The sequence below is a fragment of the Photobacterium panuliri genome, from assembly GCF_059920555.1.
This window is the reverse complement of the sequence record NZ_CP197192.1, coordinates 199,331-224,628: the sequence shown is the minus strand read 5'-3', so window position 1 is coordinate 224,628 and position 25,298 is coordinate 199,331. Positions and strand designations below refer to the sequence as shown.

General features: G+C 56.6%; 28 protein-coding genes. 15 read left to right on the top strand and 13 right to left on the bottom strand.

The features are described 5' to 3' along the window. Positions 1-104: 104 nt before the first annotated feature. From ACSF8X_RS01165 to pyrE, 3 genes are all read left to right on the top strand, one after another. Entirely contained in the window at positions 105-521 is a 417-nt protein-coding gene (locus ACSF8X_RS01165; RefSeq protein ID WP_047877773.1) for a DUF4156 domain-containing protein, read from the top strand. A 91-nt stretch (positions 522-612) separates the two neighbouring features. After that, on the top strand, positions 613-1,329 hold the full coding sequence (gene rph / locus ACSF8X_RS01160; RefSeq protein WP_500850512.1) for a ribonuclease PH: 717 nt from the start codon (positions 613-615) through the stop codon (positions 1,327-1,329). Positions 1,330-1,447: 118 nt separating this feature from the next. Then, the gene (pyrE, locus tag ACSF8X_RS01155; RefSeq protein WP_047877775.1) at positions 1,448-2,089 is read left to right on the top strand and encodes an orotate phosphoribosyltransferase; all 642 of its coding nucleotides are present in this window, start codon (positions 1,448-1,450) and stop codon (positions 2,087-2,089) included. A gap of 107 nt (positions 2,090-2,196) precedes the next feature. Here the strand turns inward: pyrE and slmA are convergent, their stop codons facing one another. Both slmA and coaBC read right to left on the bottom strand, forming a co-directional pair. Beyond that, on the bottom strand, positions 2,197-2,787 hold the full coding sequence (slmA, locus tag ACSF8X_RS01150; RefSeq protein ID WP_047877776.1) for a nucleoid occlusion factor SlmA: 591 nt from the start codon (positions 2,785-2,787) through the stop codon (positions 2,197-2,199). 182 nt (positions 2,788-2,969) lie between these two features. Next, positions 2,970-4,175, bottom strand: coding sequence for a bifunctional phosphopantothenoylcysteine decarboxylase/phosphopantothenate--cysteine ligase CoaBC (gene coaBC / locus ACSF8X_RS01145; RefSeq protein WP_500851122.1), 1,206 nt, complete (start codon positions 4,173-4,175; stop codon positions 2,970-2,972). Between the two features lie 255 nt (positions 4,176-4,430). Between coaBC and radC the strand changes: the two genes are divergently transcribed. From radC to mutM, 5 genes are all read left to right on the top strand, one after another. Beyond that, a complete protein-coding gene (gene radC / locus ACSF8X_RS01140) occupies positions 4,431-5,105 on the top strand; it encodes a RadC family protein (RefSeq protein WP_047877778.1) in 675 nt (224 codons plus the stop codon). 172 nt (positions 5,106-5,277) lie between these two features. Continuing rightward, positions 5,278-5,514 (top strand): 50S ribosomal protein L28, encoded by a 237-nt coding sequence (rpmB, locus tag ACSF8X_RS01135; RefSeq protein WP_047877779.1) that lies wholly within the window; start codon positions 5,278-5,280, stop codon positions 5,512-5,514. A 12-nt stretch (positions 5,515-5,526) separates the two neighbouring features. Next, entirely contained in the window at positions 5,527-5,694 is a 168-nt protein-coding gene (gene rpmG, locus ACSF8X_RS01130) for a 50S ribosomal protein L33 (RefSeq protein WP_002535344.1), read from the top strand. A 208-nt stretch (positions 5,695-5,902) separates the two neighbouring features. Beyond that, positions 5,903-6,397, top strand: coding sequence for a hypothetical protein (locus ACSF8X_RS01125; protein WP_500850511.1), 495 nt, complete (start codon positions 5,903-5,905; stop codon positions 6,395-6,397). Positions 6,398-6,421: 24 nt separating this feature from the next. Beyond that, positions 6,422-7,231, top strand: a complete 810-nt coding sequence (gene mutM, locus ACSF8X_RS01120) for a bifunctional DNA-formamidopyrimidine glycosylase/DNA-(apurinic or apyrimidinic site) lyase (RefSeq protein WP_047877781.1) — start codon at positions 6,422-6,424, stop codon at positions 7,229-7,231. A 118-nt stretch (positions 7,232-7,349) separates the two neighbouring features. On the opposite strand, the gene coaD is transcribed toward mutM, so the two are convergent. Further along, positions 7,350-7,847: a pantetheine-phosphate adenylyltransferase gene (gene coaD, locus ACSF8X_RS01115; RefSeq protein WP_500850510.1), complete on the bottom strand. Its 498-nt coding sequence runs from the start codon at positions 7,845-7,847 to the stop codon at positions 7,350-7,352. A gap of 140 nt (positions 7,848-7,987) precedes the next feature. On the opposite strand from coaD, the gene ACSF8X_RS01110 reads away from it, so the two are divergent. Then, positions 7,988-9,019, top strand: coding sequence for a glycosyltransferase family 9 protein (locus tag ACSF8X_RS01110; RefSeq protein ID WP_500850509.1), 1,032 nt, complete (start codon positions 7,988-7,990; stop codon positions 9,017-9,019). Here the strand turns inward: ACSF8X_RS01110 and ACSF8X_RS01105 are convergent. Beyond that, complete coding sequence (locus ACSF8X_RS01105) at positions 8,988-9,773, bottom strand: glycosyltransferase family 2 protein (RefSeq protein ID WP_047877784.1); 786 nt, start codon at positions 9,771-9,773, stop codon at positions 8,988-8,990. The two genes, ACSF8X_RS01110 and ACSF8X_RS01105, sit on opposite strands and share 32 nt — an antisense overlap. Further along, positions 9,770-10,837, bottom strand: coding sequence for a glycosyltransferase family 9 protein (locus tag ACSF8X_RS01100; protein ID WP_047877785.1), 1,068 nt, complete (start codon positions 10,835-10,837; stop codon positions 9,770-9,772). Before ACSF8X_RS01100 ends, ACSF8X_RS01105 begins: the two co-directional genes overlap by 4 nt. Before the next feature lie 78 nt (positions 10,838-10,915). Here ACSF8X_RS01100 and ACSF8X_RS01095 point away from each other — a divergent pair, with 78 nt between their 5' ends. Continuing rightward, positions 10,916-11,617, top strand: coding sequence for a 3-deoxy-D-manno-octulosonic acid kinase (locus tag ACSF8X_RS01095; RefSeq protein WP_500850508.1), 702 nt, complete (start codon positions 10,916-10,918; stop codon positions 11,615-11,617). 43 nt (positions 11,618-11,660) lie between these two features. Here the strand turns inward: ACSF8X_RS01095 and ACSF8X_RS01090 are convergent, their stop codons facing one another. The 4 genes from ACSF8X_RS01090 to rfaD form a co-directional block, all read right to left on the bottom strand. Further along, complete coding sequence (locus ACSF8X_RS01090) at positions 11,661-13,715, bottom strand: acyltransferase family protein (RefSeq protein WP_500850507.1); 2,055 nt, start codon at positions 13,713-13,715, stop codon at positions 11,661-11,663. A gap of 154 nt (positions 13,716-13,869) precedes the next feature. Further along, positions 13,870-14,820: a lauroyl-Kdo(2)-lipid IV(A) myristoyltransferase gene (gene lpxM / locus ACSF8X_RS01085; RefSeq protein ID WP_500850506.1), complete on the bottom strand. Its 951-nt coding sequence runs from the start codon at positions 14,818-14,820 to the stop codon at positions 13,870-13,872. A gap of 9 nt (positions 14,821-14,829) precedes the next feature. Continuing rightward, entirely contained in the window at positions 14,830-15,996 is a 1,167-nt protein-coding gene (locus ACSF8X_RS01080) for a nucleotide sugar dehydrogenase (protein ID WP_500850505.1), read from the bottom strand. A 95-nt stretch (positions 15,997-16,091) separates the two neighbouring features. Continuing rightward, positions 16,092-17,033, bottom strand: coding sequence for an ADP-glyceromanno-heptose 6-epimerase (rfaD, locus tag ACSF8X_RS01075; protein WP_047877790.1), 942 nt, complete (start codon positions 17,031-17,033; stop codon positions 16,092-16,094). 112 nt (positions 17,034-17,145) lie between these two features. Between rfaD and ACSF8X_RS01070 the strand changes: the two genes are divergently transcribed. Next, a complete protein-coding gene (locus ACSF8X_RS01070; protein WP_047877791.1) occupies positions 17,146-17,790 on the top strand; it encodes a TetR/AcrR family transcriptional regulator in 645 nt (214 codons plus the stop codon). Here ACSF8X_RS01070 and ACSF8X_RS01065 read toward each other — a convergent pair. From ACSF8X_RS01065 to gpmM, 3 genes are all read right to left on the bottom strand, one after another. Continuing rightward, positions 17,787-18,500, bottom strand: coding sequence for a divergent polysaccharide deacetylase family protein (locus ACSF8X_RS01065; RefSeq protein ID WP_500850504.1), 714 nt, complete (start codon positions 18,498-18,500; stop codon positions 17,787-17,789). The genes ACSF8X_RS01070 and ACSF8X_RS01065 overlap by 4 nt on opposite strands. A gap of 74 nt (positions 18,501-18,574) precedes the next feature. Continuing rightward, positions 18,575-19,732, bottom strand: coding sequence for a peptidoglycan DD-metalloendopeptidase family protein (locus ACSF8X_RS01060; RefSeq protein WP_500850503.1), 1,158 nt, complete (start codon positions 19,730-19,732; stop codon positions 18,575-18,577). An 8-nt stretch (positions 19,733-19,740) separates the two neighbouring features. Continuing rightward, positions 19,741-21,282: a 2,3-bisphosphoglycerate-independent phosphoglycerate mutase gene (gpmM, locus tag ACSF8X_RS01055; RefSeq protein ID WP_500850502.1), complete on the bottom strand. Its 1,542-nt coding sequence runs from the start codon at positions 21,280-21,282 to the stop codon at positions 19,741-19,743. A gap of 426 nt (positions 21,283-21,708) precedes the next feature. Between gpmM and ACSF8X_RS01050 the strand changes: the two genes are divergently transcribed. The 4 genes from ACSF8X_RS01050 to cysE all read left to right on the top strand — a co-directional run bounded on the left by ACSF8X_RS01050 (position 21,709) and on the right by cysE (position 24,731). After that, positions 21,709-22,158, top strand: a complete 450-nt coding sequence (locus ACSF8X_RS01050; protein WP_047877795.1) for a rhodanese-like domain-containing protein — start codon at positions 21,709-21,711, stop codon at positions 22,156-22,158. 123 nt (positions 22,159-22,281) lie between these two features. Then, positions 22,282-22,752 (top strand): protein-export chaperone SecB, encoded by a 471-nt coding sequence (gene secB, locus ACSF8X_RS01045; protein WP_047877796.1) that lies wholly within the window; start codon positions 22,282-22,284, stop codon positions 22,750-22,752. Positions 22,753-22,764: 12 nt separating this feature from the next. Then, positions 22,765-23,781 (top strand): NAD(P)H-dependent glycerol-3-phosphate dehydrogenase, encoded by a 1,017-nt coding sequence (gene gpsA / locus ACSF8X_RS01040; RefSeq protein ID WP_047877797.1) that lies wholly within the window; start codon positions 22,765-22,767, stop codon positions 23,779-23,781. Between the two features lie 128 nt (positions 23,782-23,909). Next, positions 23,910-24,731, top strand: a complete 822-nt coding sequence (cysE, locus tag ACSF8X_RS01035; RefSeq protein WP_500850501.1) for a serine O-acetyltransferase — start codon at positions 23,910-23,912, stop codon at positions 24,729-24,731. Positions 24,732-24,806: 75 nt separating this feature from the next. Here the strand turns inward: cysE and ACSF8X_RS01030 are convergent, their stop codons facing one another. Further along, positions 24,807-25,271, bottom strand: coding sequence for a tRNA (cytidine(34)-2'-O)-methyltransferase (locus ACSF8X_RS01030; protein ID WP_500850500.1), 465 nt, complete (start codon positions 25,269-25,271; stop codon positions 24,807-24,809). Positions 25,272-25,298 lie beyond the last annotated feature (27 nt).

The window sequence follows — 25,298 nt, the reverse complement described above, 5'->3', positions numbered from 1 at the left end:
GGGGCTGTGATGATAAATTGGCCGTAGCGGTGGAATATCGAGTGCGTTTTGTGTTTTTTGCCGTTACACTCCGCCACCTTTTGTTTTTTTTAACCAAATAGTTGATGAAAATTACACGTTCTGTTGTTTTGGCCGGGGTGCTGGTTGCACTGTCCGGGTGTGTGACATTCCCGACGGCTGAGTCACGCCAGGTCAAGGTGCTGTGGAATGACAGTGATGCGCTGCGCGGCTGCGAGCATCTGGGTACAGTGATCGGGTCGGAAGGCCATTTTTATGATTACTGGCTGCATGCCGACAAGGATATGGTGTGGGGCGCAGTCAATCAGATGCGGATCAAGACGGCGGCACAGGGTGGCGACACGCTCTACCTTTACGAGCCGTTCGGCTTTATGAGCTCGGTGACCATGATGGGCAATGTCTACCGTTGTGATAGCACCGGTACTGCTCAGGCTCCAGCAGAGATTGAGCTTGAGGCTGTAGATATTCAGGCCGAGCCTGCCACTAACGGCAGCACTCTGTAACCCTATGTTGCAGGGGCTCGCTTTTCTCGTGCACTGGCCAGCGGTTGTAGCTATAATCGCCGGTTAATGTCAGCCAGCCGGAGAAAACCCGATGCGTCCAAGCGGAAGAAGTGCCAACCAGGTGCGCCCAATCACCATTACCCGTCAGTTTACTGCCCATGCCGAAGGGTCGGTATTGGTTGAGTTTGGCAATACCAAAGTGATCTGTACCGCCAGCGTCGAGGAAAGTGTTCCGCGTTGGCTTAAAGGCAAGGGCCAAGGCTGGGTGACTGCCGAGTACGGCATGCTGCCGCGCGCAACCCATTCGCGTAACCGCCGTGAGGCGGCAAGCGGCAAGCAGGGTGGTCGAACGATGGAAATCCAGCGCCTGATCGCCCGCAGCCTGCGTGCAGCGGTTGATTTGGAAGTACTGGGCGAGCAGATGATCACTGTCGACTGTGATGTCATCCAAGCCGATGGTGGTACCCGTACCGCGTCAATCACCGGTGCGATGGTTGCGCTGGTTGATGCTATCAACTACATGCTGGACAAAGGGCTGATCAAGAAAAGCCCGCTCAAAGGCATGGTGGCGGCTGTGTCTGTCGGGATCTACAACGGCGAGCCGATTTGCGATCTGGAGTACCTCGAGGACTCGGCGGCAGAAACCGATATGAATGTGGTGATGACCGAGGATGGCAAGATGATTGAAATCCAAGGTACGGCAGAAGGCGAGGCCTTCAGCCACGAAGAGCTGTTGGCGATGCTGGCATTGGCCAAGAGCGGCATTGACGACATCATCAGCGTTCAGAAGCGAGCGTTGGAAAATTGATTTTTGAAAGCGGTTCCTGTTGGAGCCGCTTTTTTTTGGCCTGCACCCGGGCCTAACCGCGGTGTAGGCAGCCTCACCGTTAATTACGTAACACTATGCAATCGAATAAGGAGAAACCATGAAAGCATATCAGCGTCAGTTCATCGAATTTGCCTTGGAAAAGGGCGTACTGAAGTTTGGTGAGTTTACCCTGAAATCTGGCCGCAAGAGCCCGTACTTCTTCAATGCGGGGCTGTTTAATACGGGGCGTGATCTGGCACGTCTGGGCCGTTTTTACGCTGAGGCTTTGGTGGATGCCAAGATAGAGTTCGATGTGCTGTTCGGCCCTGCCTACAAGGGGATTCCGATCGCGACCACCACGGCAGTGGCGTTGGCGGACCAGCACGATGTCGATACGCCTTATTGTTTCAACCGCAAGGAAGCCAAGGATCATGGCGAGGGCGGCAACTTGGTCGGCAGCCCGCTGGAAGGCCGTATCATGCTGGTGGATGACGTGATCACTGCCGGCACGGCGATTCGCGAGTCGATGGAGATTATCCAGGCCAACGGCGCGGATCTGGCCGGTGTGCTGGTGGCGATTGACCGTCAGGAAAAGGGCAAGGGCGAGCTATCTGCGATTCAGGAAGTGGAGCGAGACTTCGGCTGCGCGGTGATTTCCATTGTTTGCTTGGGGGATGTGGTGAGCTACCTCGAGGAGCAGGAGGGCATGGCCGAGCACCTAGAGGCGGTGAAAGCCTACCGCGCCCAGTACGGGGTGTAAGACCGTTCGTACGTAATCGGGCGAAGGGAAGTCCAAGGGCTTAGACAACAAAGCGGGAGTCGTTGACTTCCGCTTTTGTTTTTGGCGCTGCTTGGCGTACGGGGCGATTACCCCAGTTCGGCACTGAGCAGGCGCCAGTAGTCGTCGAAGCTGGCCGTTGGCTTGTATTTGAAGTTGGAGCGGACGAAGCGGTTGAGGCTGCCTTCTACCTGGCCTAGGAGCTGGGCGGCGAGGATAGACTCGTCGACCGGGAACCCCTTGCCTTCACGCAGCTTGCGTTCGCGCAGGATTTGGCGCAGTTGGGTTTCGATACGCTCGAACAGCTGGTTGATCCGGGCCTGGAGGCGGTCTTGTTCAAACATCAGGGCGTGGCCGGTCATGATACGGCTCAGGCCCGGGTTGCGCTCGGCAAAGCCCAGAATGAGCTGCATCACCATCCGCAGGCGGTTTAGGGTATCTTTCTCGTCGTCCAGAATGCGGTTGATCCGCGTGGTAATCGTATCTTCGATGAACTCGATGAGCCCCTCAAACATTCTTGCCTTGCTCGGGAAGTGGCGATAGAGGGCGGCTTCGGAGACACCGACCTGAGCAGCCAGCTTGGCAGTGGTAATACGCTGGCTGCCTTGGGCTGATTCCAGCATGTGTGCCAGTGCTTGCAATATTTCTTCGCGGCGGTTGTTTTTCTTGTTGCCAGCCATGAATAACCGTTCCTTTTCAAAATGAGACTGTCAGCGGACAGCGTAAAGCCCGCATATCTTAGCGGCGGAGCCGGACGGAGAAAAGCACCTCAGACCGATACTGATCGCTTTATCGGCAAAAAGATGCCCAGCTTTACACTGGGCATAGGAATTGTTCTGAGGTTGGTGGGAATGCCGGTACGCTAGCCGCGGTAACGGGCGACCACTTCGGCCATCAGCTGTTGGCCAAGCTCAGCCTTGCTGCACAGCGGCAGTGCCTTGTCGCCATCGGCCCAGTAAAGGTGAAGGGCATTGCTGTCACTGTTGAAGCCGATATCTTGCTGCGACACATCATTGGCACAGATCAGATCAAGCCCCTTGCGGTCCAGCTTGTCGCGGGCATAGTGCTCGACGTTCTGGGTTTCGGCTGCGAACCCCACGGTAAACGGGCGTTGTTCGGTAAGACCGGCGACGGCGGCGATAATATCGGGGTTCTTCACCAGGCGCAGTACCATCTCGTCCTCGCCATCTTGCTTCTTGAGCTTGTGGGCGGCGATATCGGCCGGGCGGAAATCAGCCACGGCGGCGCAGCCGATGAAAATATCGCTCTGGACGGCATGCGCAAGGGCGGCATCGTGCATCTGGTTGGCGCTGTCGATATCGACGCGCGTGACCCCTACTGGTGTCGGCAAGTTGGTCGGGCCGCTGATCAAGGTGACGTCGGCACCGCGCTTGGCTGCAGCCTCGGCAATGGCATAGCCCATTTTGCCGGAGCTCTGGTTGGTCAGGTAACGAACCGGGTCGATGGCCTCGCGGGTAGGGCCGGCTGTCACCGTGACGCGCAGGCCGTCCCAATCGGCTGGGCGGAAGTGCTCTTCTACCAACCCGACAAGTTGCATCGGCTCAAGCATGCGGCCGGGGCCGACATCGCCACAGGCCTGTTCGCCGCTGGCCGGTCCCCAGATCTGGCAGCCACGGCGGGCGAGGGTGGCAATGTTTTCTTGGGTAGCGACATGGCGGTACATCTGCTGGTTCATCGCCGGGGCGACCGCGATCGGCGAGTCGGTAGCCAGACACAGGGTCGATAGCAGATCGTTGCCCATGCCCGCCGCCATCCGGGCGATAAGGTCGGCGGTAGCCGGGGCCAATAAGACAAGATCGGCCCACTTGGCCAGTTCGATATGGCCCATCGATGCCTCGGCGCCAGGATCCAGCAGGCTGTCGGAGACTGGTCGACCCGATACGGCCTGCATGGTTAGCGGGGTGATGAACTCCTTGGCGGCCTTGGTCATGACGATCTGGACCTGCGCGCCCCGCTCGATAAGACGGCGGGTGAGCTCGGCACATTTATAGGCGGCAATGCCGCCGCTGATCCCGAGAAGTATTTTTTTTCCAGCCAAGGTTTGCATGTTGTTGCCTGTAATATCTGGTTGCCTAAACAATGCGCACACATTACCACCAAATTTTGCCCGCCCGCAAAAAAAGCATATTTTTTTGCGGATGATCAAATTCCCTCGAGGACAGGCTCTGTAGCACAGGTAACGGGCAGTTTTTTGTTGGCGTTTCATTGGCGGGTTGGCAAAAACACTACCTGCGTCGAGAAAAACGCTTCTATTCCTTGCCGGTATGCAAGTGGCGGGCTCTGCTGGGGAGAGGAGGAGAGTATGTCATTAAAACAACTACCAGCGCAGTCACGACCTCGCGAGAAGTTACTGGCAAGGGGGCCGTCGGCACTGAGCGACGCTGAATTGCTGGCGATTTTCCTGCGCACCGGGATCAGCGGCTGTAATGCCATCGAGCTGGCCGACGATCTGCTGGGGCGGTTTGGCTCACTGCGGGCGTTGTTGTCGGCCGACCAGAAGGCGTTCTGCCAGCACAAGGGGCTGGGGCCCGCCAAGTATGCCCAGTTGCAGGCGGTACTGGAGATGAACCAGCGCCACCTGGAGGAGACGCTCAAGCAGGGGGATGCGCTGACCAGCCCTGATCATACCCGTCGTTACCTAAGTCATATATTGCGTGATCGCCAGCGTGAGGCATTCTATGTTTTGTTCCTCGACAACCAGCATCGGGTGCTTTCCGGGGAGGTATTATTTGAGGGAACTATCGACGCTGCGAGCGTTTATCCGAGAGAAGTGGTAAAAAGATCGCTAGAACTTAATGCAGCAGCGTTGATTTTAGCGCATAATCACCCATCGGGCGTAGCAGAGCCAAGTCAGGCAGATCGTCGGTTAACCCGCCGCTTATGCGATGCATTAGCGTTGGTGGATATCCGTATTCTGGATCACTTTGTTGTTGGAGACGGCGAAATTACTTCTTTTGCGGAACGAGGTTGGCTATAAAATAGGCAATATTTGTTCAAAATGATGCGAAAGGATCTGCTCGGGACTTGAGCAACTGGTTTTGACTTAGTATAATGCGCGACCTTTGATAGCTGTGGTTAATGAAAGAGAAGATTTTCATTAAACGAGACCACGGTTGATATCGAGCTGAAACGATTTGGAGAAGACAGTAATGTCCCGTGTATGCCAAGTAACTGGTAAGCGTCCTGTAACGGGTAACAACCGTTCACACGCACGTAATGCCACCAAGCGTCGTTTTCTGCCTAACCTGCAAACTCATCGTTTCTGGGTAGAAAGCGAAAAACGCTTCGTTAAACTGCGCCTTACTGCGAAAGGTATGCGTATCATTGATAAGAAAGGTATTGATGCCGTTCTTGCTGATATGCGTGCTCGCGGCGAAAACGTTTAAGAGGATTGAACAATGGCTAAAGGCATTCGTGAGAAGATCCGTCTAGTATCATCAGCTGGTACAGGCCACTTCTACACTACCGACAAAAACAAGCGTAACATGCCAGGCAAATTCGAGATCAAGAAATTTGATCCAGTAGTTCGCCAGCACGTTATGTACAAAGAAGCTAAAATCAAGTAATTGATTGCTGCTTTTTTGAAAAAGCCCAGTTTTTAACTGGGTTTTTTTATGCCTGAAATTTGCCTTCCCCTGCTCTACCGCTCATCGCCATTGCCATCTTGCCGGCAATCGGCAGCCATTCCCCTCGATCCCGCCTCCTGTATTCCGCCGCCGTTCGCGGTTATAGTTTACTTTTAGTTATCTTAGCGTTGGCTACCAAGGAGCCGTTATGCGACTGTCCCGCCGGGGCTGGAACAATGTCCTGATTTTTGCCGTTATTATTTTTATTGCCGTGCTGCAGCTGCCGACGTGGTTCAAGCATTATTTCCAGCCGGTGATGGCCCCTGAGGAGCAAACCCTTCAGCATCTGCTGCCGGCCGATGCGATGTTAGAGCGGTTGAACCTGCCTGACGTTGCGTTGGTGCGCGATACGGCAGGGGGCTGGGCGGCGGATGCTTCGCTGCCTGTTCCGGCCGCTGAGCTGGCAGCCCGGTGGCTGCGACTGGCGGGTACCGCTGTCGACGAGGAGATGATCGCGGCCCTGAAGCCGGGGCTGGGTGCGCCGCGCAGTGTCGAAGTGTGGCTGGTGGGCCAGATTGAGCCGTTGCGGCTGACGGTCTACCAACTGCCCCAATTCTGGCTGATAAACAACGGGCAGGGCAGCTGGCTGGCTCTCAGCGTCGAAGAGGGGTATCTTTTCCCTGCGGCCACGCCGTTGTCCTAAGTTGGCCGATAACAGAGGAATACCATGCCTGAATTGCCGGAAGTAGAAGTTAGCCGGATGGGGATTTCCCCCCATGTGACTGGCCAGACCGTTACCGATATCGTGGTGCGCAATCCGAAATTGCGCTGGCCGATCCCGGAGGAAATTGATCAAATCAAGGGGCAGGTCATCCGGCGGGTGAGCCGACGGGCGAAGTACCTGATGCTGGAGACGGATGCCGGTTATGCCATCGTCCACCTCGGAATGTCCGGGAGCTTGCGGATTTTGCCTGCTGATACGCCACCGGAGAAGCATGATCATGTGGATCTCTGTCTGTCGAGCGGAGAAATGTTGCGCTACAACGATCCGCGCCGGTTCGGGGCTTGGTTGTGGCAGTCTGGGGAGGGGGAGCATCCTGTATTGGGCAAACTCGGGCCTGAGCCGCTGGGTGACGGCTTTACGGTGGATTATCTACAGGGACGGGCCAAGGGACGCCGGACAGCGATTAAGCAGTTCATCATGGATAATCAGGTGGTGGTCGGGGTTGGCAATATTTACGCCAATGAATCCTTGTTTGCCGCGGGGATCCACCCCAAGCGCGAGGCTGGCAAAGTTTCCTATCAGCGATTAGCTTTGCTGGTCGATGAAATTAAAACGGTATTGGCCTTTGCCATCGAGCAAGGGGGCACGACCCTCAAGGACTTCAAGAACGCCGACGGCAAGCCGGGCTATTTTGCCCAAGAGCTGCAAGTGTACGGTAAGGCCGGTCAGCCCTGCCCGCGTTGCGACACTGCGCTCAGCGAAGCCAAGATCGGCCAGCGCACGACGGTATTTTGCAGTCACTGCCAGCGGTGATGGCATCGATATGTTTGTCGGCGGGTATCGCGGCTCCTATTTCTATCGCTGCTAGTCACGCTGTACGGCGAATAGGCGGCCCAAGGTGACAATGTGCCACCTTGGGCGCGACATGGCGCTAGCGCTGGTCTAGCTTGGCTTTCAGGGCCTCTGAGATAATCGGATCGACAAACTGGCTGACATCGCCCTTGTGCAGGGCGACTTCCTTGACGATGGTCGACGAGATGAACGAGTTCTCCTCGGCCGGGGTCAGGAACACCGTTTCCAGTTCGGGCATCAGGCGGCGGTTCATGTTGGCCAGCTGGAACTCGTATTCGAAGTCCGATACTGCGCGCAGCCCGCGAACCAGGACATTGGCCTGATATTCCTTGGCGAAATCCACCAATAGGCCCGAGAAGCCGACTATCTCGACATTGTCGAGGTGGCGGGTGATCTGGGTCGCCAGCTCGACCCGCTCCTGAAGGTCGAACAGGGGCTTCTTGCTTGGGTTGAAGGCGATCCCCACCACAACATGGTCGAACATGGCCGCGGCGCGCTCAATCAGATCCAGATGCCCGTTGGTGATCGGGTCGAAGGTACCGGGGTAGATGACGCGGGTATTTTTATTCTGGCTCACAGGGCGATCCTCTAAAACGTGATGGCGATATGCTATCAAAAAAGCCGTCGCAGTCTCTATTCTTTCCCCCCAATCACTATGGGGATGGCTGGTTATCTTGTATGATCCCGCCGAGTAAATTTTAGTTGGAACAAGTTGCTATGAAAAAGATCCTTGTCGTTCGCAACGATAAAATTGGCGATTTTATGCTGGCGTGGCCGAGTTTTGCCATGCTCAAACAGTCGTTGCCGGCGGCTAGGGTGACAGCACTGGTTCCCGGCTATACCGCCCCGATTGCCCGGCTGTGCCCGTGGATTGACGAGGTGATGGTCGATCCGACCGCCAAGGCCAGCAAGGAAGAAGCGGCTGCGTTCCGCGCCGCGCTGCGTGCCGAGCAGTTCGATGCTGCAATTTGCCTGTTCTCCAATGGCTATAATGCCAAGCTACTGTGGCGGGCGAAGATCCCGTATCGTCTGGCGCCGGCGACCAAGCTCGCCCAGCTGTTGTTCAACCGCCGTCTCAAGCAGCGTCGGTCGCAGTCGGCCAAGCCGGAATTTGAATACAACTTGGATTTGATCCGCTTTTTCCTGACGGACAATGGGATCGCGATTCAAGAGCCGCACGGGCCATACCTGAGCTTCGGTGCCGCCGAGCTTGATGCACAGCGCGCGAAGCTGGTTGCGGAGACGGGGTTGGATACCGAGCGGTGCTGGTGCTTTGTCCATGCCGGTACCGGCGGCTCGGCCAATAACCTGTCGCTGGACCAGTACGCGTCGCTTATCAAGGGGCTCGGCCGGTCACAGCCGTGCCAGTTCGTGCTGACAGCCGGGCCTGGCGAGGAGGCGATGGCCGCATCGCTGTATCAGAAGGTAGCCGGTGAGGTCAGTGCGGTTGTTTACGACAAGAACGACGGGCTGCAGGATTTTACCCGCTCGCTGGCCTGTGCCGACCTGTTCATGGCCGGCTCGACCGGGCCGCTGCATATTGCCGCTGCATTGGATGTGCCGACGGTCGGTTTCTTCCCGAGCAAGCGCTCGGCCACCCCGCTGCGCTGGAAGACCCTCAATACAGAGGGCCGCCATTTGGCATTCTGCCCGCCTCGCGGCAAGGACAGCGAGACGGACATGGGGCTTATCGATATCGACGAGGTGATTGCCGAGGCTACGGCGTTCGCGGGTCGGTATTGGTCCTGATCCACAGGTCCGCATACTTCACGAAGGTCGAGTGGGCAGAGAGGATCGATAGCAGCAAGCCCTGCTTGCCATCAAGGAAGCCCGCCTTCAAGACGTACATTTTCAGGAAGCAGCCGACGGCATGGAGCAATCCTTGGCCTAGGCTGCTTTTTTTGCCTCGCTTTTCCCGCTGGTCGGCCCATGCCTTGGCATAGCCTGCCGACTTGACCAGATAATGGTTGAGATCGTTGTAGGTGAAATGGAGCAGGTCACCTTCCAGCGGGCTGACCGTGATCCCGTCGCCGAGCTCGACCTTTTCGTGTACCAAATCTTCGTTGTACTGGGTCAGCTTGGTCGGGTAGAGGCGGTTGACGCGGTCCGGGTACCAGCCGCAATGGCGGATATAGCGGCCGAATACCCAGCTCAGGCGGGCAATGCTGTAGACGGTATTGGCTTGCGGGGCTGCCAGTACCTGCTCGATGCTGGCGCGTAGCTCGGGGGTCACGCGCTCGTCGGCATCGAGCCACAGGATATAGTCAGATTCCACATAGCTTTGTGCCAGGCGGCGCTGGGGGCCGAAGCCGGGCCAGTCGGCGTTGACGAAGAACTTGTCGGTGTATTGGCGGGCTACCGCCTCGGTGTTGTCGGTACTGCCGGAATCCAGCACCACGATTTCATCGACCCAGCCGGCCACCGATGCCAGGCATTGCTGGAGGTTGTCGGCTTCATTTTTGACGATCAGGGCGACGGCCAGCGTTGGCTTCTCGGTGCTCATTGGATCTCCTCGAAAATAGTAAAATCAATCAGGGCCTTGTCTAGCATGGCACAGACTGCGGCCGGTTGGATCCGGGTCATGGCGTCTTCGGCCTTGACCCGGCTGCGCCAGGATAGTGCTTCCAGCGGCTTGCCGGTCTCGGCTTCGATGGCCTCACGGTAGGCGCTGACCACATAGTCCAAGTAACGGTATGGGCCGGTTCGCTGCGGGTTGTGGTGGGCGTAGAGGCCAATCACCGGTGTGCCGACGGCCACCGCCATGTGGGCCGGGCCGGTGTCTGGCGCGATCACCAGATCCGCATGGCTGAGCAACGCCTGCATTTGTTTGAGGCTGCTCTTGCCGACCAGGTTGTTTAGCGGGGCTTGGCATTGGGCTATAACCTGTGCGGCCAAATCGGTTTCGACCTTTGCCGGGCTGCCTGCCAGAATGATCTGCATGCCGCGCAGGTGGGCGTGCTCTGCCACCCGGGCATATCCTTCCGCCGTCCAGTTCTTGAAGGCCTTGCTGGCAGCCGGAACAATAACCAGTACGGGTTTGTCCGGTGCGACATGCTGCTCGGCCCACTTAAAGTCCGCGTCGGTCAAGGTGATCTCCCAGCGTGGCGTCATTTCCGTGATGCCGAGCTCCTTGGCAAAGGCCATGAAACCGTCTAGGACATGAGGGGACGATGGTGACGGGACGGGGTGGTTGATGAACAAATGTTGCAGGTCGCTGCTGCGGGCCGCATCGAAACCGAGGCGGTGGCGGGCTTTGATCCCGATACTGGCAATGCTGGCACGAAGCGCCGTCTGCATGTGCAGCAGGGCGTCGAAGCGCTCGCCTTTGAGCTGGCGCCAGAGCTGGGTATAGCCTTTCCAGCCGAGTTTCTTGTCGAACGGGATCACTCTGATCCCCGGCAGGTCGCCCAGGAGCTGGGCCTCGGCCTTGCCCATGATCCAGGTTATTTTGGTCTCAGGCCATTGCCTCTGGATAGCTTGTACCATGGCGCTGGCATTGCTTGCATCGCCGATGGCAGAGAGGCGCAGGACACAGAGGGAGGCGGGGGGAGACGAAAATAGGGCCATACTTAATTGCTCTAGAACTGGGAAGACTGCATTATGCAGTTGGGATAAAAAATTGTAAAACCACATATTTTAAAGCATATGCAAGTTATAACATCAACAAATAGCCGTATTTGGTTTGATCCTGAATTGCTCGGCGATGATCCGGAAGCCAGCTTCGACCCGGCGTATTGGCGCGGGAAATCGGCCATTACCGGGCAGGCTAGCGGGCGGGGAACGACCTATTTCATTGATACGCCTCTCCTTCCTTTGGCCCTGCGCCATTACTGGCGTGGTGGCTTGCTGGGTCGGGTGGTCAAAGACCAGTACTGGTTTACCGGCTGGGACAAGACGCGCTGCGCGCTGGAGATGGGGTTGCTGAAGACCCTTGCCGAGGGTGGGGTTCGGGTACCGCGGCCGGTGGCTGCGCGGGCGGTTCGCTGCGGTTTGTTTTACCGGGCTGATATCCTGACGGAAAAAGTGCCGGGGGCCCGGGATCTGGTCGCGGTGCTGCAGCAGCGCAGCTTGTCGGGGGATGAGTGGCAGGCTATCGGCCGGATGGTTCGCCAGATGCACGATCTCGGGGTGTGCCATACCGACCTGAATATTCACAATATCCTGCTCGATGGCGAAGGGCAGTGCTGGTTGATTGACTTTGACAAGTGCTACCGGCAGGCGGGCGACAGCTGGAAGCAGGGCAACCTTGATCGGCTCCTGCGTTCGCTGCGCAAGGAAGTAGGCCGTTACGGCATCCAATGGCAGGAAGTCGAGTGGACGTTGCTGCTGGCGGGTTATCAGGGCTAGCAAACCGTTGAAAACAAGGCCGCATGACGCGGCCTTGTTGTTTTTAGCGGTTGGTCCCAATGCTGCGCAGCAGTTGCTGGAGGCGAGGGTCAATAAGGTCCCTTGCCTGCATGGCCTTGAAGATCTCGCGCGCGCCGGCGTCATTGAGGTGGTTGTTATCGCTATACAGCGGCACCCCGTTCAGCATACTCTGGCATTCCTTGCTGTCACACAGCGCGCCAACAACCGGAAGCAGGATGACTTGGGGATACTTGGCCGCGATATCACGGACTAACTGGTTCGCATATCCCTGTCTGGTGGTCATCGCCCCAGAATCAATATTGCAATTTGTCCCGGTGAATGCCGTGAAGGTGGCTTTTTTAACCCAGCAATTGCTCGGCATGAAAGGGTAGTCCGGTGCCTGCTCGAAGATCACCGGGGTGATGCCTCGGGCAATGAGGTACTGCACCGTGCGCTCTAGCCCTTCGCGTAGCACCCGGCGGCTGTTGGCTTTGCTCTCGCTGTGGCTGATCTCGTCACCGAGATAGACATTGTCTCCTTTCTCACCCGGTGAGCGGGTGGTCTCTGTATACATCGCCCAGCGCCCGGCGAGGAAAACGACCTTTGCCTTGGTGTTTTGCAGGGCTTCGGCGAGTTGGGTATTTGTATCCTCGCATTCCCCTTCTGGCTCACCGTGCTTGATGATATCCATTCCAAGGGCCGGCGGGCAGCCGCCGGCACCGCCATAGAGGGCAGAAAAGCCATAGATTTTGCCCAGCTCATCGACAAAACCGCGGAAGTGACCGCCATGCGAGTCACCCCAGACCAAGGCTCGCAGCTGTTCTGGGTGGTTGAGGCTATCGTCGCCGATAATATTGTTTTCGAAAGGTTTGAGCTCACCGCCATCAAGCTGAGGGTGCTGCAATTCGAAAAAGTCTAGGCTTGATGCTTGGAAGAGCTTTTGGACTTGCTCGGAGAAGCGATGCGGGTAGCCCTCGTTCTTGGCAATCAGCTTGGCAGTGGTTACCGCGATAGCGATCGGCAATACCAGGTAGAACAGGTAGACCCAGCGATGATGCAGTCGCAGGTAGCGCAACGGGTTCTCGTATAGCCGCCATGAGAAAACCGACAGGGCGAAAGTGATTACCGCGCAGATAAGGGCATCGACGGGGCCGAGCTGGTTGAAGGTGTAGCGGTAGAAAGCGAGAACCGGCCAGTGCCACAGGTAGAGCGAATAGGAGAGGCGGCCGAGTAGCAGGAAGGGCGATCGCCCGAGGAAGCGGGAAACCCACGAATGCTGCGACTCACCGGCCAAAATCAGCATACAGGTGGCAAGAGTCACCCAGAGCGCGTTGATACCGGGGAACACATGGTTTTTGTTAAGCACGACACTCAGCAGGGCAATACCCAGTGCCCCGGCTACGCCGAGCAGCTGGTAGGCCTGCGTGGGCAGCGATAACCCCCGCGCCCGTTTCTCGTACAGGGCAATAGCCAGCAGCGCGCCGATCAGGAGCTCGAACCCCCGGCTTTGGATCAGGTAGTAGCCAGCACTCGGGTCATTGAGGGCCATATACTGGGACAGGCCGGTGAGTGCGACTAGCGTCAGGCCCATGACGATGGCGAACAAGCGGCGGGAGAGGTATTTGCTGGCTAGGATCAGCAGTACCGGCCAGATAAAATAGAACTGCTCCTCGACAGAAAGCGACCAGGTATGCAGAAGGGGCATGGTCTCTGCCGCCGGGGCGAAATAGCCCGACTGTTTTTCAAAATAGATATTTGAGATGAACACACTGGCGTAGCGCAGGCTATTGGCAAAACCGACAAAGTCATTGGGGGTGTAGATCAGGTAGGCCAAGGCCAGCGATGACGTCGCCACCAGATAGAACAGCGGCAGGATCCGCTTGATTCGCTTGATATAGAAGATATCAAACGAGAATCTCCCGGCGTTGATCTGCGGGTAAATCACCGAGGTGATGATGAAACCTGAAATGACAAAAAAGATATCGACGCCAATGAACCCGCCCGGGAGCCATTGGGCATTCATGTGGAAAATTATGACGGCGATGACGGCGATCGCCCGCAAACCGTCAATGTCAGGACGGTATTTAATATGACTCATTGCTTTCTCTAAGATTATTGTTTTATTGGTGTGGAAATATGTAATCGCTAGGCGAAATGATGCACATCCGCCTGATGTTGGTGCTGATTTGAGCGTGCGATATGGGGAGGTGGCCGCCGGTTAGGCGGCCGAGAAATATTGGAATATATCGGATTTAGTAGCGCTGGCTGCCGTCGGGTTTGGAACGCAGTAGATTCAGAATCCACATGTATTGGCTAGGATGGCGGCGGATGAACTCCTCGATGCGGATGTTCATGTTACGGGCATCAAGGGTCTCGTCGCCGCTCGGGAAGTCTTGCAGTTCCTGCTGGACCTCGATGGTATAGATCCCGGTGCTGCGGTCGTAGTACGGGATCACCGGTACGATTTTGGCCTTGCTCAAACGTGACAGCTTGCCCAGCCCTGCCAATGTCGCTTTCTGGGTGCCGAGGAAATCGGTGAACACACTGTGTTCCGGGCCGTGATCCTCATCGGGCAGGTAGTAGCCGAGGTAGCCGTCGCGGATTGACTTGATGAAGGGCTTGATCCCCGCATCGCGCTCGTGGGTCCGGCCGCCGTACTTGAGGCGCTGGACGTTGATCAGCCAGTCGATGACGTCGTTGCGCTGTTTTTTCATCATTGCGGCCACATGCTGCCCGCGCGAGGCCAGCAGTACGCCCGGGTAGTCAATCGCCCAAGTGTGCGGCACGAGCAGGATAATGTTGTGGCCCTGCTCGAGCAGGCTGAACAGGTGCTCTTCGCCGGTAAATGTGGATCGCTTCTCGACGTATTCCTTGCTGCGCACCAGCAGTACGGCAAAGCTGAGCAGGGTGCAGCCGGCATTGATGTAGGTTTCCAGCAAGATCTCGTCCCGTGCTTGCTGGTCAAGCTCTGGGAAACATTCTTGCAGGTTGATGACGGCACGTTTCTTGGCGCTCGAGTTGATTTTGATCGCCTGCTTGGCGATAGCAACGGCTAGCCTGTCACGCAGGCGGTAAGGTACGAATGCCAAAAGGATAGTCAAGCCAATGGCAAACCAGGTCCCCCAGTGCTTTGGATGCAAGAAATCCTTGCGGAACTGAGGGTTGTAAGTCTGGGCCGTTGAATTGTTGTGTTTTTCTGTCATAGGCCTTGATTAGTCTGAACCGAAGAGGTCGCGAGTATAAACTTTCTCGGCTACATCTTCTAATAATTCCGACCTGCGGTTGGAGACAATCAAATCGGACATCGCCTTGAAGCTGTCGAGGTCCCGGATCACTTTGGAGTGGAAGAAATGCGACTCTTTCAGCACCGGCTCGTAGACCACCACTTCAATCCCCTTGGCCTTGAGCCGTTTCATTATTCCCTGAATCGACGATGAGCGGAAGTTGTCCGAGCCTGCCTTCATGATCAGGCGGTAGATGCCGACCACTTTGGGCTGCTGCCGGATGATGCTGTCGGCGATGAAGTCCTTGCGGGTATGGTTGGCATCGACAATGGCGTTGATGAGGTTGTTCGGGACCGTCTGGTAATTGGCCCGGAGCTGCTTGGTGTCCTTGGGCAGGCAATAGCCGCCGTAGCCGAATGACGGGTTGTTGTAGTGGGTGCCGATCCGTGGGTCGAGGCCAACCCCTTCGATGATTTGGCGGCTGCTCAAGCCGTGGGTCTCGGCGTAGGAGTCGAGTTCGTTGAAATAGGCGATCCTCATTGCGAGGTAGGTGTTGGAGAACAGCTTGACCGCCTCGGCCTCGGTGGCGTTGGTGAACAGGACGGGGATGTCATCCTTGGCCGCTCCCTCGACCAGCAGGTCGGCAAAGCGGCGTGCGGCCTCGCAGTGGTCGCCGACGATGATGCGCGACGGGTAGAGGTTGTCGTGCAGGGCCTTGCCTTCTCGGAGAAACTCTGGCGAGAAGATGATTCGATCGGTGTGATGGGTCGCCCTGAGTTTTTCGGTATAGCCGACCGGCACTGTGGACTTGATGATGATGGTGGTGTCGGCGTTGATGGCAAGGATGTCGTTGATCACGGCCTCGACTGAGCTGGTGTCGAAATAGTTGGTCTGGGGATCGTAATCGGTCGGGGTAGCGATGATCACATAGTCCGCATCCCGGTAGGCTTTTTTCTTGTCGAGGGTGGCATGGAAGGAGAGGGCTGGGTTGGCAAGAAAATGCTCGATATCACGATCAGAGACCGGGGATAGCCTGTCGTTGAGCATGGCTATTTTGTCAGGGAGGATGTCGACGGCGATAACGTCATGGTGCTGGGCAAGTAAGAGAGCATTGGAGAGCCCGACATAACCTGTACCGGCAACTGCAATTTTCATTCGACTACTCCTGTTTTTGCTGTCGTGATCACACTTCACTTACAAGAGTAGTAGCCATCCCCTGAAAAGGGATGGCTAGAATAAGTTTGTGGCAATTAATTAATAATGGCCATGTACTCGGCAACACCTTCTGCGACGGTCTTGAACGGTTCTTGGTAGCCCGCAGCACGAACCTTGGTCAGGTCGGCCTGGGTGAATTTCTGGTAGCGGCCCTTCAGGTGCTCAGGGAACGGGATCTCCTCGACCTCGCCTTTGCCGTGGAAGGCGATAACCGCTTTGGCTACTTCGCTAAACGGTTCGGCTTGGCCGGTACCGCAGTTGAAGATGCCAGAAACGCTGTTTTGCCAGAACCATAGGTTCATCTTGCACACATCGCCGACATAGACGAAGTCGCGCTTGAGCGCATCGGAGCCTTCGAACAGTTTCGGGTTGTCGCCGTTGTTGATCTGGGTATTGAGGTGGAAAGCAACCGAGGCCATGCTGCCTTTGTGCTGTTCGCGCGGGCCGTAGACGTTGAAGTAGCGGAAGCCGGTGATTTGAGACAGGGTCTCGCCGTGGGCCTCGGCGTCTTGCCATAGGCGGCGGACGTAGTTGTCGAACTGCTGCTTGGAGTAGCCGTAGACGTTCAGCGCGCCTTCGTACGGTTTCTCTTCGATGAAATCACGATCACGGCCACCGTAGGTTGCCGCCGACGAGGCGTACAGGAATGGGATTTCGCGCTCAAGGCAGTAGTGAAGCAGCTCTTTGGAGTACTCGTAGTTGTTGAGCATCATGTACTTGCCGTCCCACTCGGTGGTCGCCGAACAAGCGCCTTCGTGGAAAATCGCCTCGATTGGACCGAACTCGTCACCGGCCATGATCTGGGTGATGAAGTCTTCCTTATCCATGTAGTCGGCGATGTCCAGATCCACTAGGTTGGCAAACTTGGTGCCGTCTTTGAGGTTGTCAACGACCAGGATGTCGTTGCGGCCGATTTCGTTGAGGGCTTTGACGATGTTGCTGCCGATCATGCCGGCGCCACCAGTTACAATAATCATAGCTTTTCCAGTTTTAAATGGGTCGCGCAGCCGTATAACGGCCGACGTAATGAATAACCTTTATGGTAGTATTAGCAGATCACCAACAGGATGGGCGAGAAGTGAGACGCAAATGAAGACCCGTGACAGAATTATCCTGGCTGCACTTGAGCTGTTCAATGAAAGCGGTGAGCCGAATGTGACCACGAACCATATCGCTGCCCATCTGGGGATCAGTCCCGGCAATCTGTATTACCATTTCCGTAACAAGGAAGAGATTATACACAGTATTTTTGATCAATACGCGCATGATCTCAGCATTCATTTCCAGCCCCATAGCCACACCCCTGTCACCGCTGCCCACCTGCTAGACTACCTTGACTCGGTCTTCATGCTAATGTGGCGCTATCGTTTCTTTTATGCCAACTTGCCCGATATTCTTCGCCGCGATGCCCAGCTGCAGCATAAGTACCTGGCCGCGCAGGAAGGGCTGCAGCAAAACATCATGGCAATGATGAACAGCTTCAAGAGCAGCGGCCTGCTCGATCTGGATGGCGGCGAGCTGGAAGGGTTGGCCAGTACCCTCAAGTTGGTGGCATCAAGCTGGATTTTCTACCAGAGCGCGCAGACCCCGGGTGCCACGATCACCAAGGCGGTGATCTACCAAGGGGTGTTGCAGATGCTGGCGATTGTCCGCCCTTTGACCACGCCCGAGGGACGTGAGCGGGTCCGCCAGCTCGAGGCGCACTACTGCTCGCAGGTGGAAAAGGATATTTAGTCGTCAGTTTTGGCTGGGGGCGCAGGGTATAGGCTGGACAGCCTGACCAGCGTGATGCCGTACTTGTCGGCTATAGCTGGAAGCTGTCGCTCGAGCGCGCTCAGCGTCACCGGGTAAGGATGGCCGATGGCCACCGCGTAGCCCTGGCTCTGTGCCTTGCGGGCCGCCAGCCTGAGCTGGTGGCTGATGAAGTCAGTCGTTCGCTGGTGGTCAAGGAATACGTGGCGGCGCAGGGCCGGTACATGGTATTGCACGGCAATGGCCTCAGCCACTGACTGTGCTGAGGTCCGGCTGTCGAGGAAGGCTAGCTGCTGTTCTGCCAGCGTTTCCATTACCCAGATCATCGCCTGCCTGTCTTGGGTCAGGGCACTGCCCATGTGGTTGTTGATGGCAAAGGCCCCGGGCAGCTGTGTCAGGGCTCGCTTGAGAGCCAGCTGGAGTTCGCCTTTGCCCATTGTTTTGGTGAGGGTGGTATGTTCCAGCGGGGCTTTTCGGCTGGGTTCCATTGGCATATGCAGCAATATGTCTCGGTGTTGTTGCCGGGCCTGTTGGTGGATGGCATGGGCGTAGGGGGTGTCGGGCAGAATCGAAACCCCTATTTCAGGGGGCAGTGCGGCGAGCTGTGGCGGGAGTGGCTGATAGCCGAGATCGTCGATGATAATGGCGAGTTGTGCCGCGAAGGCCGGGAGTGCCGCTATTATTGCCAGCACCCCTCCGATTCCCCATCCTAGGGCTTTGTTTCGTAGTGCTTTCATCCGTGTTGGGCTTAGTCCTTGTTGAGCGGCTAGCGGATCAGCCACTGGCGCGGGTTGGACGGGTTGCCCTTGCGGCGTATTTCGAAGTAGAGTGCCGTCTGCTCCTGGCCACCACTGTCGCCAACCAGGGCGATGGCTTCACTGCCCTGGACGGTATCCCCGACCTTCTTGAGCAGGGTCTGGTTGTAACCGTAGAAGCTCATGTCTCCCTTGCCGTGGTCGATGACCAGCAGCAGGCCGTAGCCGCGCAGCCAGTCGGCGAAGACCACTTTGCCCGGATAGATAGCCTTGACCTGGCTACCCTGGGTCTGGCCGATCACCATCCCTTTCCAGTGCAATTCGCCTTGCAGGCTAGAGCCGTAATTATGGATAACCCGGCCTTTCACCGGCCACGGCAGCTTGCCTTTGTGGCGGGCGAGGCCGTCCATCGGGACTCGGCGCGCCGCTTCGGCAGCGGCTTTGGCTCGGGCTATTTCTTTGACCAGCCGTTGTTCGTTGGATTTCAGCTCACCGAGGTAGCGGTTGTCGCTACGTACTTGTTGCTTGAGGGTGCGAACGGTCTTCTGGCGCTGCTTGCGCTCTGCCTCTAAGCTCTTTTGGTGCTGCTTGAGGCTGGCGAGTAGGGCGGTCTGTTCGGCTTGCTGCTCGCGGAGCTGGTGTTGCTTGAGCTGGAGCTCGGTGGCGGTGGCCGTCAGTTCGTCCAGTGCCCGGCTACGGGCTTGGCTGAGGCGCTCGGCATAAACGGTAAAACGGTCAAGGCGGTTTTGGTCTTGGCCGCTTAGGATCAGAGCCAGCTGGCTGTGCCGCCCTTGTCGATACTGGGTATTGAGCAATTCGCCGAGCAGTTCGCGTTGGCCGAGCTGTTGCTGCTCCAAGGTGGCGAGCTGTTGCTTGAGTGTTCGGATCGAGTTTGTCAGCTCTTGCTGGCGTTGTTCGGCCCGGTGGATCTTGCGCGCTGTGTCTGCAATGCCGGTCTCCTGTTTCTTCAGGGTTTTCTGGAGACTGTCTATTTTCTTCTGGGTGGCATTGAGTTGGCTTTGTTGGCGGGTGATTTCCTGTTTGACGCCGTCAAGCTGGCCCTGATCGGCCCAGCTGGTAGGGGCGGCAAATGCCAGGCATAGCAAAGCGCCAGTGCACAGGGCACTGGCGCGGAGCTTATTGTATAGGTGTGTGATCTTCTCCCGCATGGGGATGATTATTTCAGATCAAACAGCACCTGACCAGTCATCTCTGCAGGGATTTCCAGATCAGAGAGAGCCAGCATAGTCGGAGCAAGGTCAGACAGCTTGCCGCCTTCTTTCAGGGTCAGCGACTTGTTGCCAACGTAAACCAGTGGAACCGGTAGGTTGGTGTGGGCAGTGTGGATGCCGCCTGTCTCTGGGTTCACCATCATCTCGGCGTTGCCGTGGTCAGCGGTGATCAGAAGCTGGCCGTCCATCTCGCGGATTGCCTCAACAACGCGGCCGATGCAGCTGTCAACGGCTTCACAGGCTTTCACTGCAGCATCGTAGACGCCGGTGTGGCCAACCATGTCGCCGTTCGGGTAGTTACAGATAATGGTATCGAACTCACCGCTCTTGATTGCCGCGACCAGCTTGTCGGTCAGTTCAGGGGCGCTCATTTCTGGCTGCAGGTCGTATGTAGCCACTTTAGGAGAGGCAACTAGCTGGCGAGATTCGCCGTCGAACTCGTCTTCAACACCGCCGTTGAAGAAGAAGGTCACGTGGGCGTATTTCTCAGTTTCGGAGATGCGAAGCTGCTTCTTGCCTTTCTTAGATAGCCACTCGCCTAGCGTGTTCACCAAATCCGCTGGTGGGTAGGCAATAGGCATGTTGATGTCGGCAGCGTACTGGGTCAGCATCACTACGTCAGCAAGCGCTGGGAACTGAGCACGCTCGAAACCTGCGAAGTCCACCTCGAAGGCACGGGTGATCTGGCGGGCACGGTCGGCACGGTAGTTCATGAAGATCACGCTGTCGCCATCTTCCATTGCTGCGCTTAGCTGGCCTTCGGCACGGATCTCAGTTGCCTTGACGAACTCGTCGTTCTCGTCACGGGCGTAGGCAGCCTCAAGGCCTTCCACAGCAGATGCCGCGCAGAATTCTGCTTTGGCTGCTGTCAGTAGGTTGTAGGCAACTTCAACGCGGTCCCAGTTGTTGTCACGGTCCATCGCGTAGTAGCGGCCAACCAGTGATGCGATGCGGCCGGTGCCTAGTTTGGCGAATAGGGCATCGAAGCGCTCAAGAGAGGCTTTCGCGCTGCGTGGTGGTGTGTCACGGCCGTCAAGGAAGCAGTGCAGGTACACTTTCTTCGCGCCGCGCTGAACAGCCATTTCTACCGCTGCAGCAATGTGGTCTTCGTGGCTGTGCACGCCGCCTGGCGACATCAGGCCCATCAGGTGAACGGCTTTGCCAGCGTTCACGGCTTTGTCGATTGCGCCTGTCAGAGCTGGGTTTTCGAAGAAGTCGCCGTCAGAAATTGACTTGGTGATACGGGTTAGGTCTTGGTAAACGATACGGCCTGCACCAATGTTAGTGTGGCCAACCTCAGAGTTACCCATCTGTCCTTCTGGCAGGCCAACATCCATACCTGATGCAGAAATCAGGGTATGTGCTTCGTTTGCCATCAAACCGTCAATAACGGGTGTGTTGGCATTTGCAATAGCGTTGTTGGCGTTGTCTTGGCGGTAACCCCAGCCATCAAGGATAACCAAAGCCAGTGGCTTCTTAGCAGACATATGCTGTCCCTCGTAAAGTTAAAAAACCTGAGTGTAATTTAGAACAATTACCTCAATCTCGACACCGATTGACTCAGGTAATTGATCGTTTACTGCGTAATTTTACTACACTTATCGGCACAAACCGCAGGTCAAGATCAAACAATGCTGTAAATGGATTGTTATCTTCCTACGGAAATATATTCCTTTCTGCCGTCGAGTGTAAGATCCGGAGCACAGTTTTTTTCACTTTTTCGTGTTGGAGGCAATGGGAGCCCGGTTGTTTATTCCTTGCTCGGAATGCTTGCCGTTCGAGTGAGCCGCCGCTCGGAATTCCAGTCGCCTGCTGTACAAGACGGCCAGTGAGGGTATACTCATGAGCCTCAATTTTGTGGAGTTAGGCCTCGGCAACAGTGGGCTGATCATTAGGAAGACAGAGCGAAAATCATGCAGCAATACATCGATTTTGTAACAAGTAACCCAATTCTATCCCTGATTTGGGTCGGCCTGGTTGTGGCCATCATCTCTTCAATCGTGAAACAGAAAACCGCGGGCTACAAGATTGTCGGCCCGAACGAGGCAACTGCCATGGTCAACCGCGAGGACGGCGTGTTCGTTGACATCCGCAGCCGCGACGAATACCGCAATGGCCATATTGCCGGAGCACTTCACATTTTGCCTAGCCAAATCAAAGAACAGAACTACGGCGAACTTGAAAAGCACAAAGATGCCCCAATCATCGTAGTATGCAAGACAGGTCAGACTGCGCAAGAAAGTGCCGACCTGTTGCACAAGGCGGGTTTCAGCAATGTGAACCTGCTTAAAGATGGCCTGATTTCCTGGAATGAAGCGAACCTACCATTGGTGCGCAGCCAGTCGGGCAAAGGCAAGAAGTAAACAACGAGGGCGGGGCGACGGTCGCCTCTCCCTGCGTATTGATTTTGTGCAGTTGTGATCAAACGTATCATGGTTGCGGTATTGATAGACCCACGCTGTGGGTAGAGAGAAAAGGACTCAAAGATGGCTGAAGCAGCAAACAACGAAGCACAACAGAACTTCCAAATCCAGCGTATTTTCCTAAAAGACGTCTCTTTCGAAGCGCCAAACTCACCTCAGATGTTCCAGCAGGAATGGAACCCAGATGTGAACCTTGACCTTGACACTCAGAGCCGTGAGCTTGGTGAAGGCGTATACGAAGTGGTACTTCGTCTGACTGTGACTGTGAAGAACGCAGAAGACACTGCATTCCTTTGTGAAGTACAGCAGGGCGGTATTTTCTCTGCGACAGGTATGGAAGCGCCTCAGCTAGCCCATTGCCTAGGTGCATTCTGCCCTAACATCCTGTTCCCATATGCGCGCGAAACAATCTCTAGCCTAGTGGTTAAAGGTACGTTCCCGCAATTGAACCTGGCACCAGTTAACTTTGATGCCCTGTTCATGAACTACCTGCAGAACCAAGCGCAGGCAAACGAAGAAAACACTGAAGCTTAATTGGTGATAGCTATGACCCCAGGCAACGAACAAGCCGTATCTATGACCGTGCTAGGCGCGGGTTCCTACGGCACCTCTCTGGCCATTTCTCTTGCTCGCAACGGGGCCAATGTGGTTCTGTGGGGGCATGAGCCTGAGCACATCGCTCAGCTGGAAATCGATCGTGCCAACGAGGCGTTCTTGCCAGGGGTTTCGTTCCCCGAGTCGTTGATTGTCACGGCGGATCTCGAAGCGGCGGTAACGGCCAGCCGAGATCTGTTGGTGGTGGTGCCAAGCCATGTTTTTGGTGCGGTACTGGCCAATGTGAAGCCCTTCCTGCGTGATGATTCGCGCGTGTGCTGGGCGACCAAAGGGCTGGAGCCGGAAACCGGCCGCCTGCTCAAGGACGTAGCCGTTGAGGTGTTGGGCGATAGCGTGCCGCTGGCGGTTCTGTCAGGCCCGACATTTGCCAAAGAGTTGGCGGCGGGTATGCCGACCGCGATTGCGGTGGCGTCTCCCGACCCGTCCTTTGTCAGCGACCTGCAGGAGAAAATCCACTGCAGCAAGACGTTCCGCGTCTACAGCAACAGTGATTTTATCGGGATGCAGCTTGGCGGTGCGGTCAAGAACGTGATCGCCATCGGCGCCGGTATGTCTGACGGGATCGGCTTCGGGGCCAATGCGCGCACCGCGCTGATCACCCGTGGCCTTGCCGAGATGTGCCGCCTTGGTGCCGCGCTAGGCGCCCAGCCGGAAACCTTCATGGGGATGGCTGGCCTGGGGGATCTTGTCCTGACTTGTACCGACAACCAGTCGCGCAACCGCCGTTTTGGCTTGGCCTTGGGCCAAGGCAAGGACGTCGATACCGCACAGCATGAAATCGGTCAGGTGGTCGAGGGCTACCGCAATACCCGTGAAGTGTGGGTACTGGCCCAGCGGGTCGGGGTCGAAATGCCAATTACCGAGCAGATCTATCAGGTGCTTTATCAGGGCAAAGACGCCCGTGAAGCCGCCAAGGATCTGCTGGCCCGTGAGAAGAAAGACGAGTAATCGCCGTTTTTTGAACGAGCCAGTCCAAGCGTAAGTTGACAGCGCAGGCTAATAGCCTGCGTTGTTTTTTTTTGAGGTCGCGTTAAAGTTATAGCAGGCCCGAAAACAAGTACAAGATCGAGGATGTCGTGAGGGAATGTCAACAATATGCCGTTTGGCAGGCGATTAAGCAGGAAGCGCGCGAGCAATCAGAGCAGGAGCCGATGCTGGCGAGCTTTTACCATGCCACCATCATCAAGCACGATAACCTGGCTGCGGCGCTGAGTTATATCTTGGCCAACAAGCTGGCAACGCCGTCGATGCCGGCGATGGCGGTGCGCGAGGTGATCGAAGAAGCTTTTGCGGCAGATTGCTATATTACCGAGTCGGCAGCCTGTGATATCCGTGCCGTGGTAGAACGTGACCCGGCGGTGGAGATGTTTTCAATCCCGCTGCTGTACCTGAAGGGGTTCCATGCCCTGCAGGGCTACCGGGTAGCCAACTGGCTGTGGAAGCAGAAGCGGGTGGCGTTGGCGGTATACCTGCAGAACCAGATTTCGGTTGCCTGTCAGGTTGATGTGCACCCGGCGGCGAAGATTGGTCAGGGGATCATGTTCGACCATGCTACCGGTATCGTGATTGGCGAGACGGCCGTTATCGAAAACGATGTTTCTATTTTGCAGGACGTGACCCTGGGCGGTACCGGTAAGGAAGGGGGCGATCGTCACCCTAAGATCCGCGAGGGCGTGATGATTGGGGCCGGCGCTAAGATCCTCGGCAATATCGAGGTCGGCGAAGGGGCCAAGATCGGCTCATGTTCGGTGGTGCTGAATCCGGTTCCGCCGCACACCACCGTCGCTGGCGTGCCCGCCAAAATTGTCGGTCGCCCGAGCAGCGAAAAGCCATCGATGGATATGGATCAGCAGTTCAATGGCACCAGCCAGACGTTCACGGCCGGTGACGGTATCTGACGGTGTTTGCCCTGGTGTCGGGGCGCAGACAAAAAAGCGAGAGCCTGCTGCTCTCGCTTTTTTATTGGCCGCTATTTATACCGCGCCCTTGAAGCCGAGTTGTCGCCACGCCTCGTAGCCGATGATGGCGGCGGCATTGGACAGGTTCAGGCTGCGGCTGTCCGGGTGCATCGGGATCCGCAGACGCTGCTCCAACGGCAGGCTCGCGATGAAGTCGGCAGGCAGGCCGCGGGTCTCCGGGCCGAACAGCAGGATATCGCCCTCGCGGAATTCGGCGTTGGTGTGGAAGTTGGTGGTCTTGGTGGTGCAGGCAAACAGGCGGCGGTCGCCTACGTGCTCGAGGAAGGCGGCAAAATTGGCATGGCGGTAGACGTGGGCGAGATCATGGTAGTCCAGGCCGGCACGGCGTAGCTTTTTCTCTTCCAGATCAAAACCCAGCGGTTCAATCAGGTGCAGGTTAGCGCCGCAATTGGCACACAGGCGGATAATGTTGCCGGTGTTGGGGGCGATCTCCGGCTCGTAAAGGGCAATATCAAACATGAGGGGGCTTTCCGTTATATCGATGGG

What these genes read in the sequence shown, in the direction of transcription:
- ACSF8X_RS01110 (WP_500850509.1), top strand. Translation starts at nt 7,988, where the DNA reads ATGAAAAAGATCCTTGTCGTTCGCAACGATAAAATTGGCGATTTTATG.
- rph (WP_500850512.1), top strand. Translation starts at nt 613, where the DNA reads ATGCGTCCAAGCGGAAGAAGTGCCAACCAGGTGCGCCCAATCACCATT.
- gpsA (WP_047877797.1), top strand. Translation starts at nt 22,765, where the DNA reads ATGACCCCAGGCAACGAACAAGCCGTATCTATGACCGTGCTAGGCGCG.
- ACSF8X_RS01090 (WP_500850507.1), bottom strand. Translation starts at nt 13,715, where the DNA reads ATGAGTCATATTAAATACCGTCCTGACATTGACGGTTTGCGGGCGATC.
- ACSF8X_RS01030 (WP_500850500.1), bottom strand. Translation starts at nt 25,271, where the DNA reads ATGTTTGATATTGCCCTTTACGAGCCGGAGATCGCCCCCAACACCGGC.
- rpmB (WP_047877779.1), top strand. Translation starts at nt 5,278, where the DNA reads ATGTCCCGTGTATGCCAAGTAACTGGTAAGCGTCCTGTAACGGGTAAC.
- ACSF8X_RS01095 (WP_500850508.1), top strand. Translation starts at nt 10,916, where the DNA reads ATGCAAGTTATAACATCAACAAATAGCCGTATTTGGTTTGATCCTGAA.
- ACSF8X_RS01050 (WP_047877795.1), top strand. Translation starts at nt 21,709, where the DNA reads ATGCAGCAATACATCGATTTTGTAACAAGTAACCCAATTCTATCCCTG.
- ACSF8X_RS01105 (WP_047877784.1), bottom strand. Translation starts at nt 9,773, where the DNA reads ATGAGCACCGAGAAGCCAACGCTGGCCGTCGCCCTGATCGTCAAAAAT.
- slmA (WP_047877776.1), bottom strand. Translation starts at nt 2,787, where the DNA reads ATGGCTGGCAACAAGAAAAACAACCGCCGCGAAGAAATATTGCAAGCA.
- ACSF8X_RS01080 (WP_500850505.1), bottom strand. Translation starts at nt 15,996, where the DNA reads ATGAAAATTGCAGTTGCCGGTACAGGTTATGTCGGGCTCTCCAATGCT.
- ACSF8X_RS01100 (WP_047877785.1), bottom strand. Translation starts at nt 10,837, where the DNA reads ATGGCCCTATTTTCGTCTCCCCCCGCCTCCCTCTGTGTCCTGCGCCTC.
- ACSF8X_RS01125 (WP_500850511.1), top strand. Translation starts at nt 5,903, where the DNA reads ATGCGACTGTCCCGCCGGGGCTGGAACAATGTCCTGATTTTTGCCGTT.
- radC (WP_047877778.1), top strand. Translation starts at nt 4,431, where the DNA reads ATGTCATTAAAACAACTACCAGCGCAGTCACGACCTCGCGAGAAGTTA.
- ACSF8X_RS01060 (WP_500850503.1), bottom strand. Translation starts at nt 19,732, where the DNA reads ATGCGGGAGAAGATCACACACCTATACAATAAGCTCCGCGCCAGTGCC.
- ACSF8X_RS01070 (WP_047877791.1), top strand. Translation starts at nt 17,146, where the DNA reads ATGAAGACCCGTGACAGAATTATCCTGGCTGCACTTGAGCTGTTCAAT.
- pyrE (WP_047877775.1), top strand. Translation starts at nt 1,448, where the DNA reads ATGAAAGCATATCAGCGTCAGTTCATCGAATTTGCCTTGGAAAAGGGC.
- rpmG (WP_002535344.1), top strand. Translation starts at nt 5,527, where the DNA reads ATGGCTAAAGGCATTCGTGAGAAGATCCGTCTAGTATCATCAGCTGGT.
- secB (WP_047877796.1), top strand. Translation starts at nt 22,282, where the DNA reads ATGGCTGAAGCAGCAAACAACGAAGCACAACAGAACTTCCAAATCCAG.
- lpxM (WP_500850506.1), bottom strand. Translation starts at nt 14,820, where the DNA reads ATGACAGAAAAACACAACAATTCAACGGCCCAGACTTACAACCCTCAG.
- coaBC (WP_500851122.1), bottom strand. Translation starts at nt 4,175, where the DNA reads ATGCAAACCTTGGCTGGAAAAAAAATACTTCTCGGGATCAGCGGCGGC.
- ACSF8X_RS01165 (WP_047877773.1), top strand. Translation starts at nt 105, where the DNA reads ATGAAAATTACACGTTCTGTTGTTTTGGCCGGGGTGCTGGTTGCACTG.
- rfaD (WP_047877790.1), bottom strand. Translation starts at nt 17,033, where the DNA reads ATGATTATTGTAACTGGTGGCGCCGGCATGATCGGCAGCAACATCGTC.
- mutM (WP_047877781.1), top strand. Translation starts at nt 6,422, where the DNA reads ATGCCTGAATTGCCGGAAGTAGAAGTTAGCCGGATGGGGATTTCCCCC.
- gpmM (WP_500850502.1), bottom strand. Translation starts at nt 21,282, where the DNA reads ATGTCTGCTAAGAAGCCACTGGCTTTGGTTATCCTTGATGGCTGGGGT.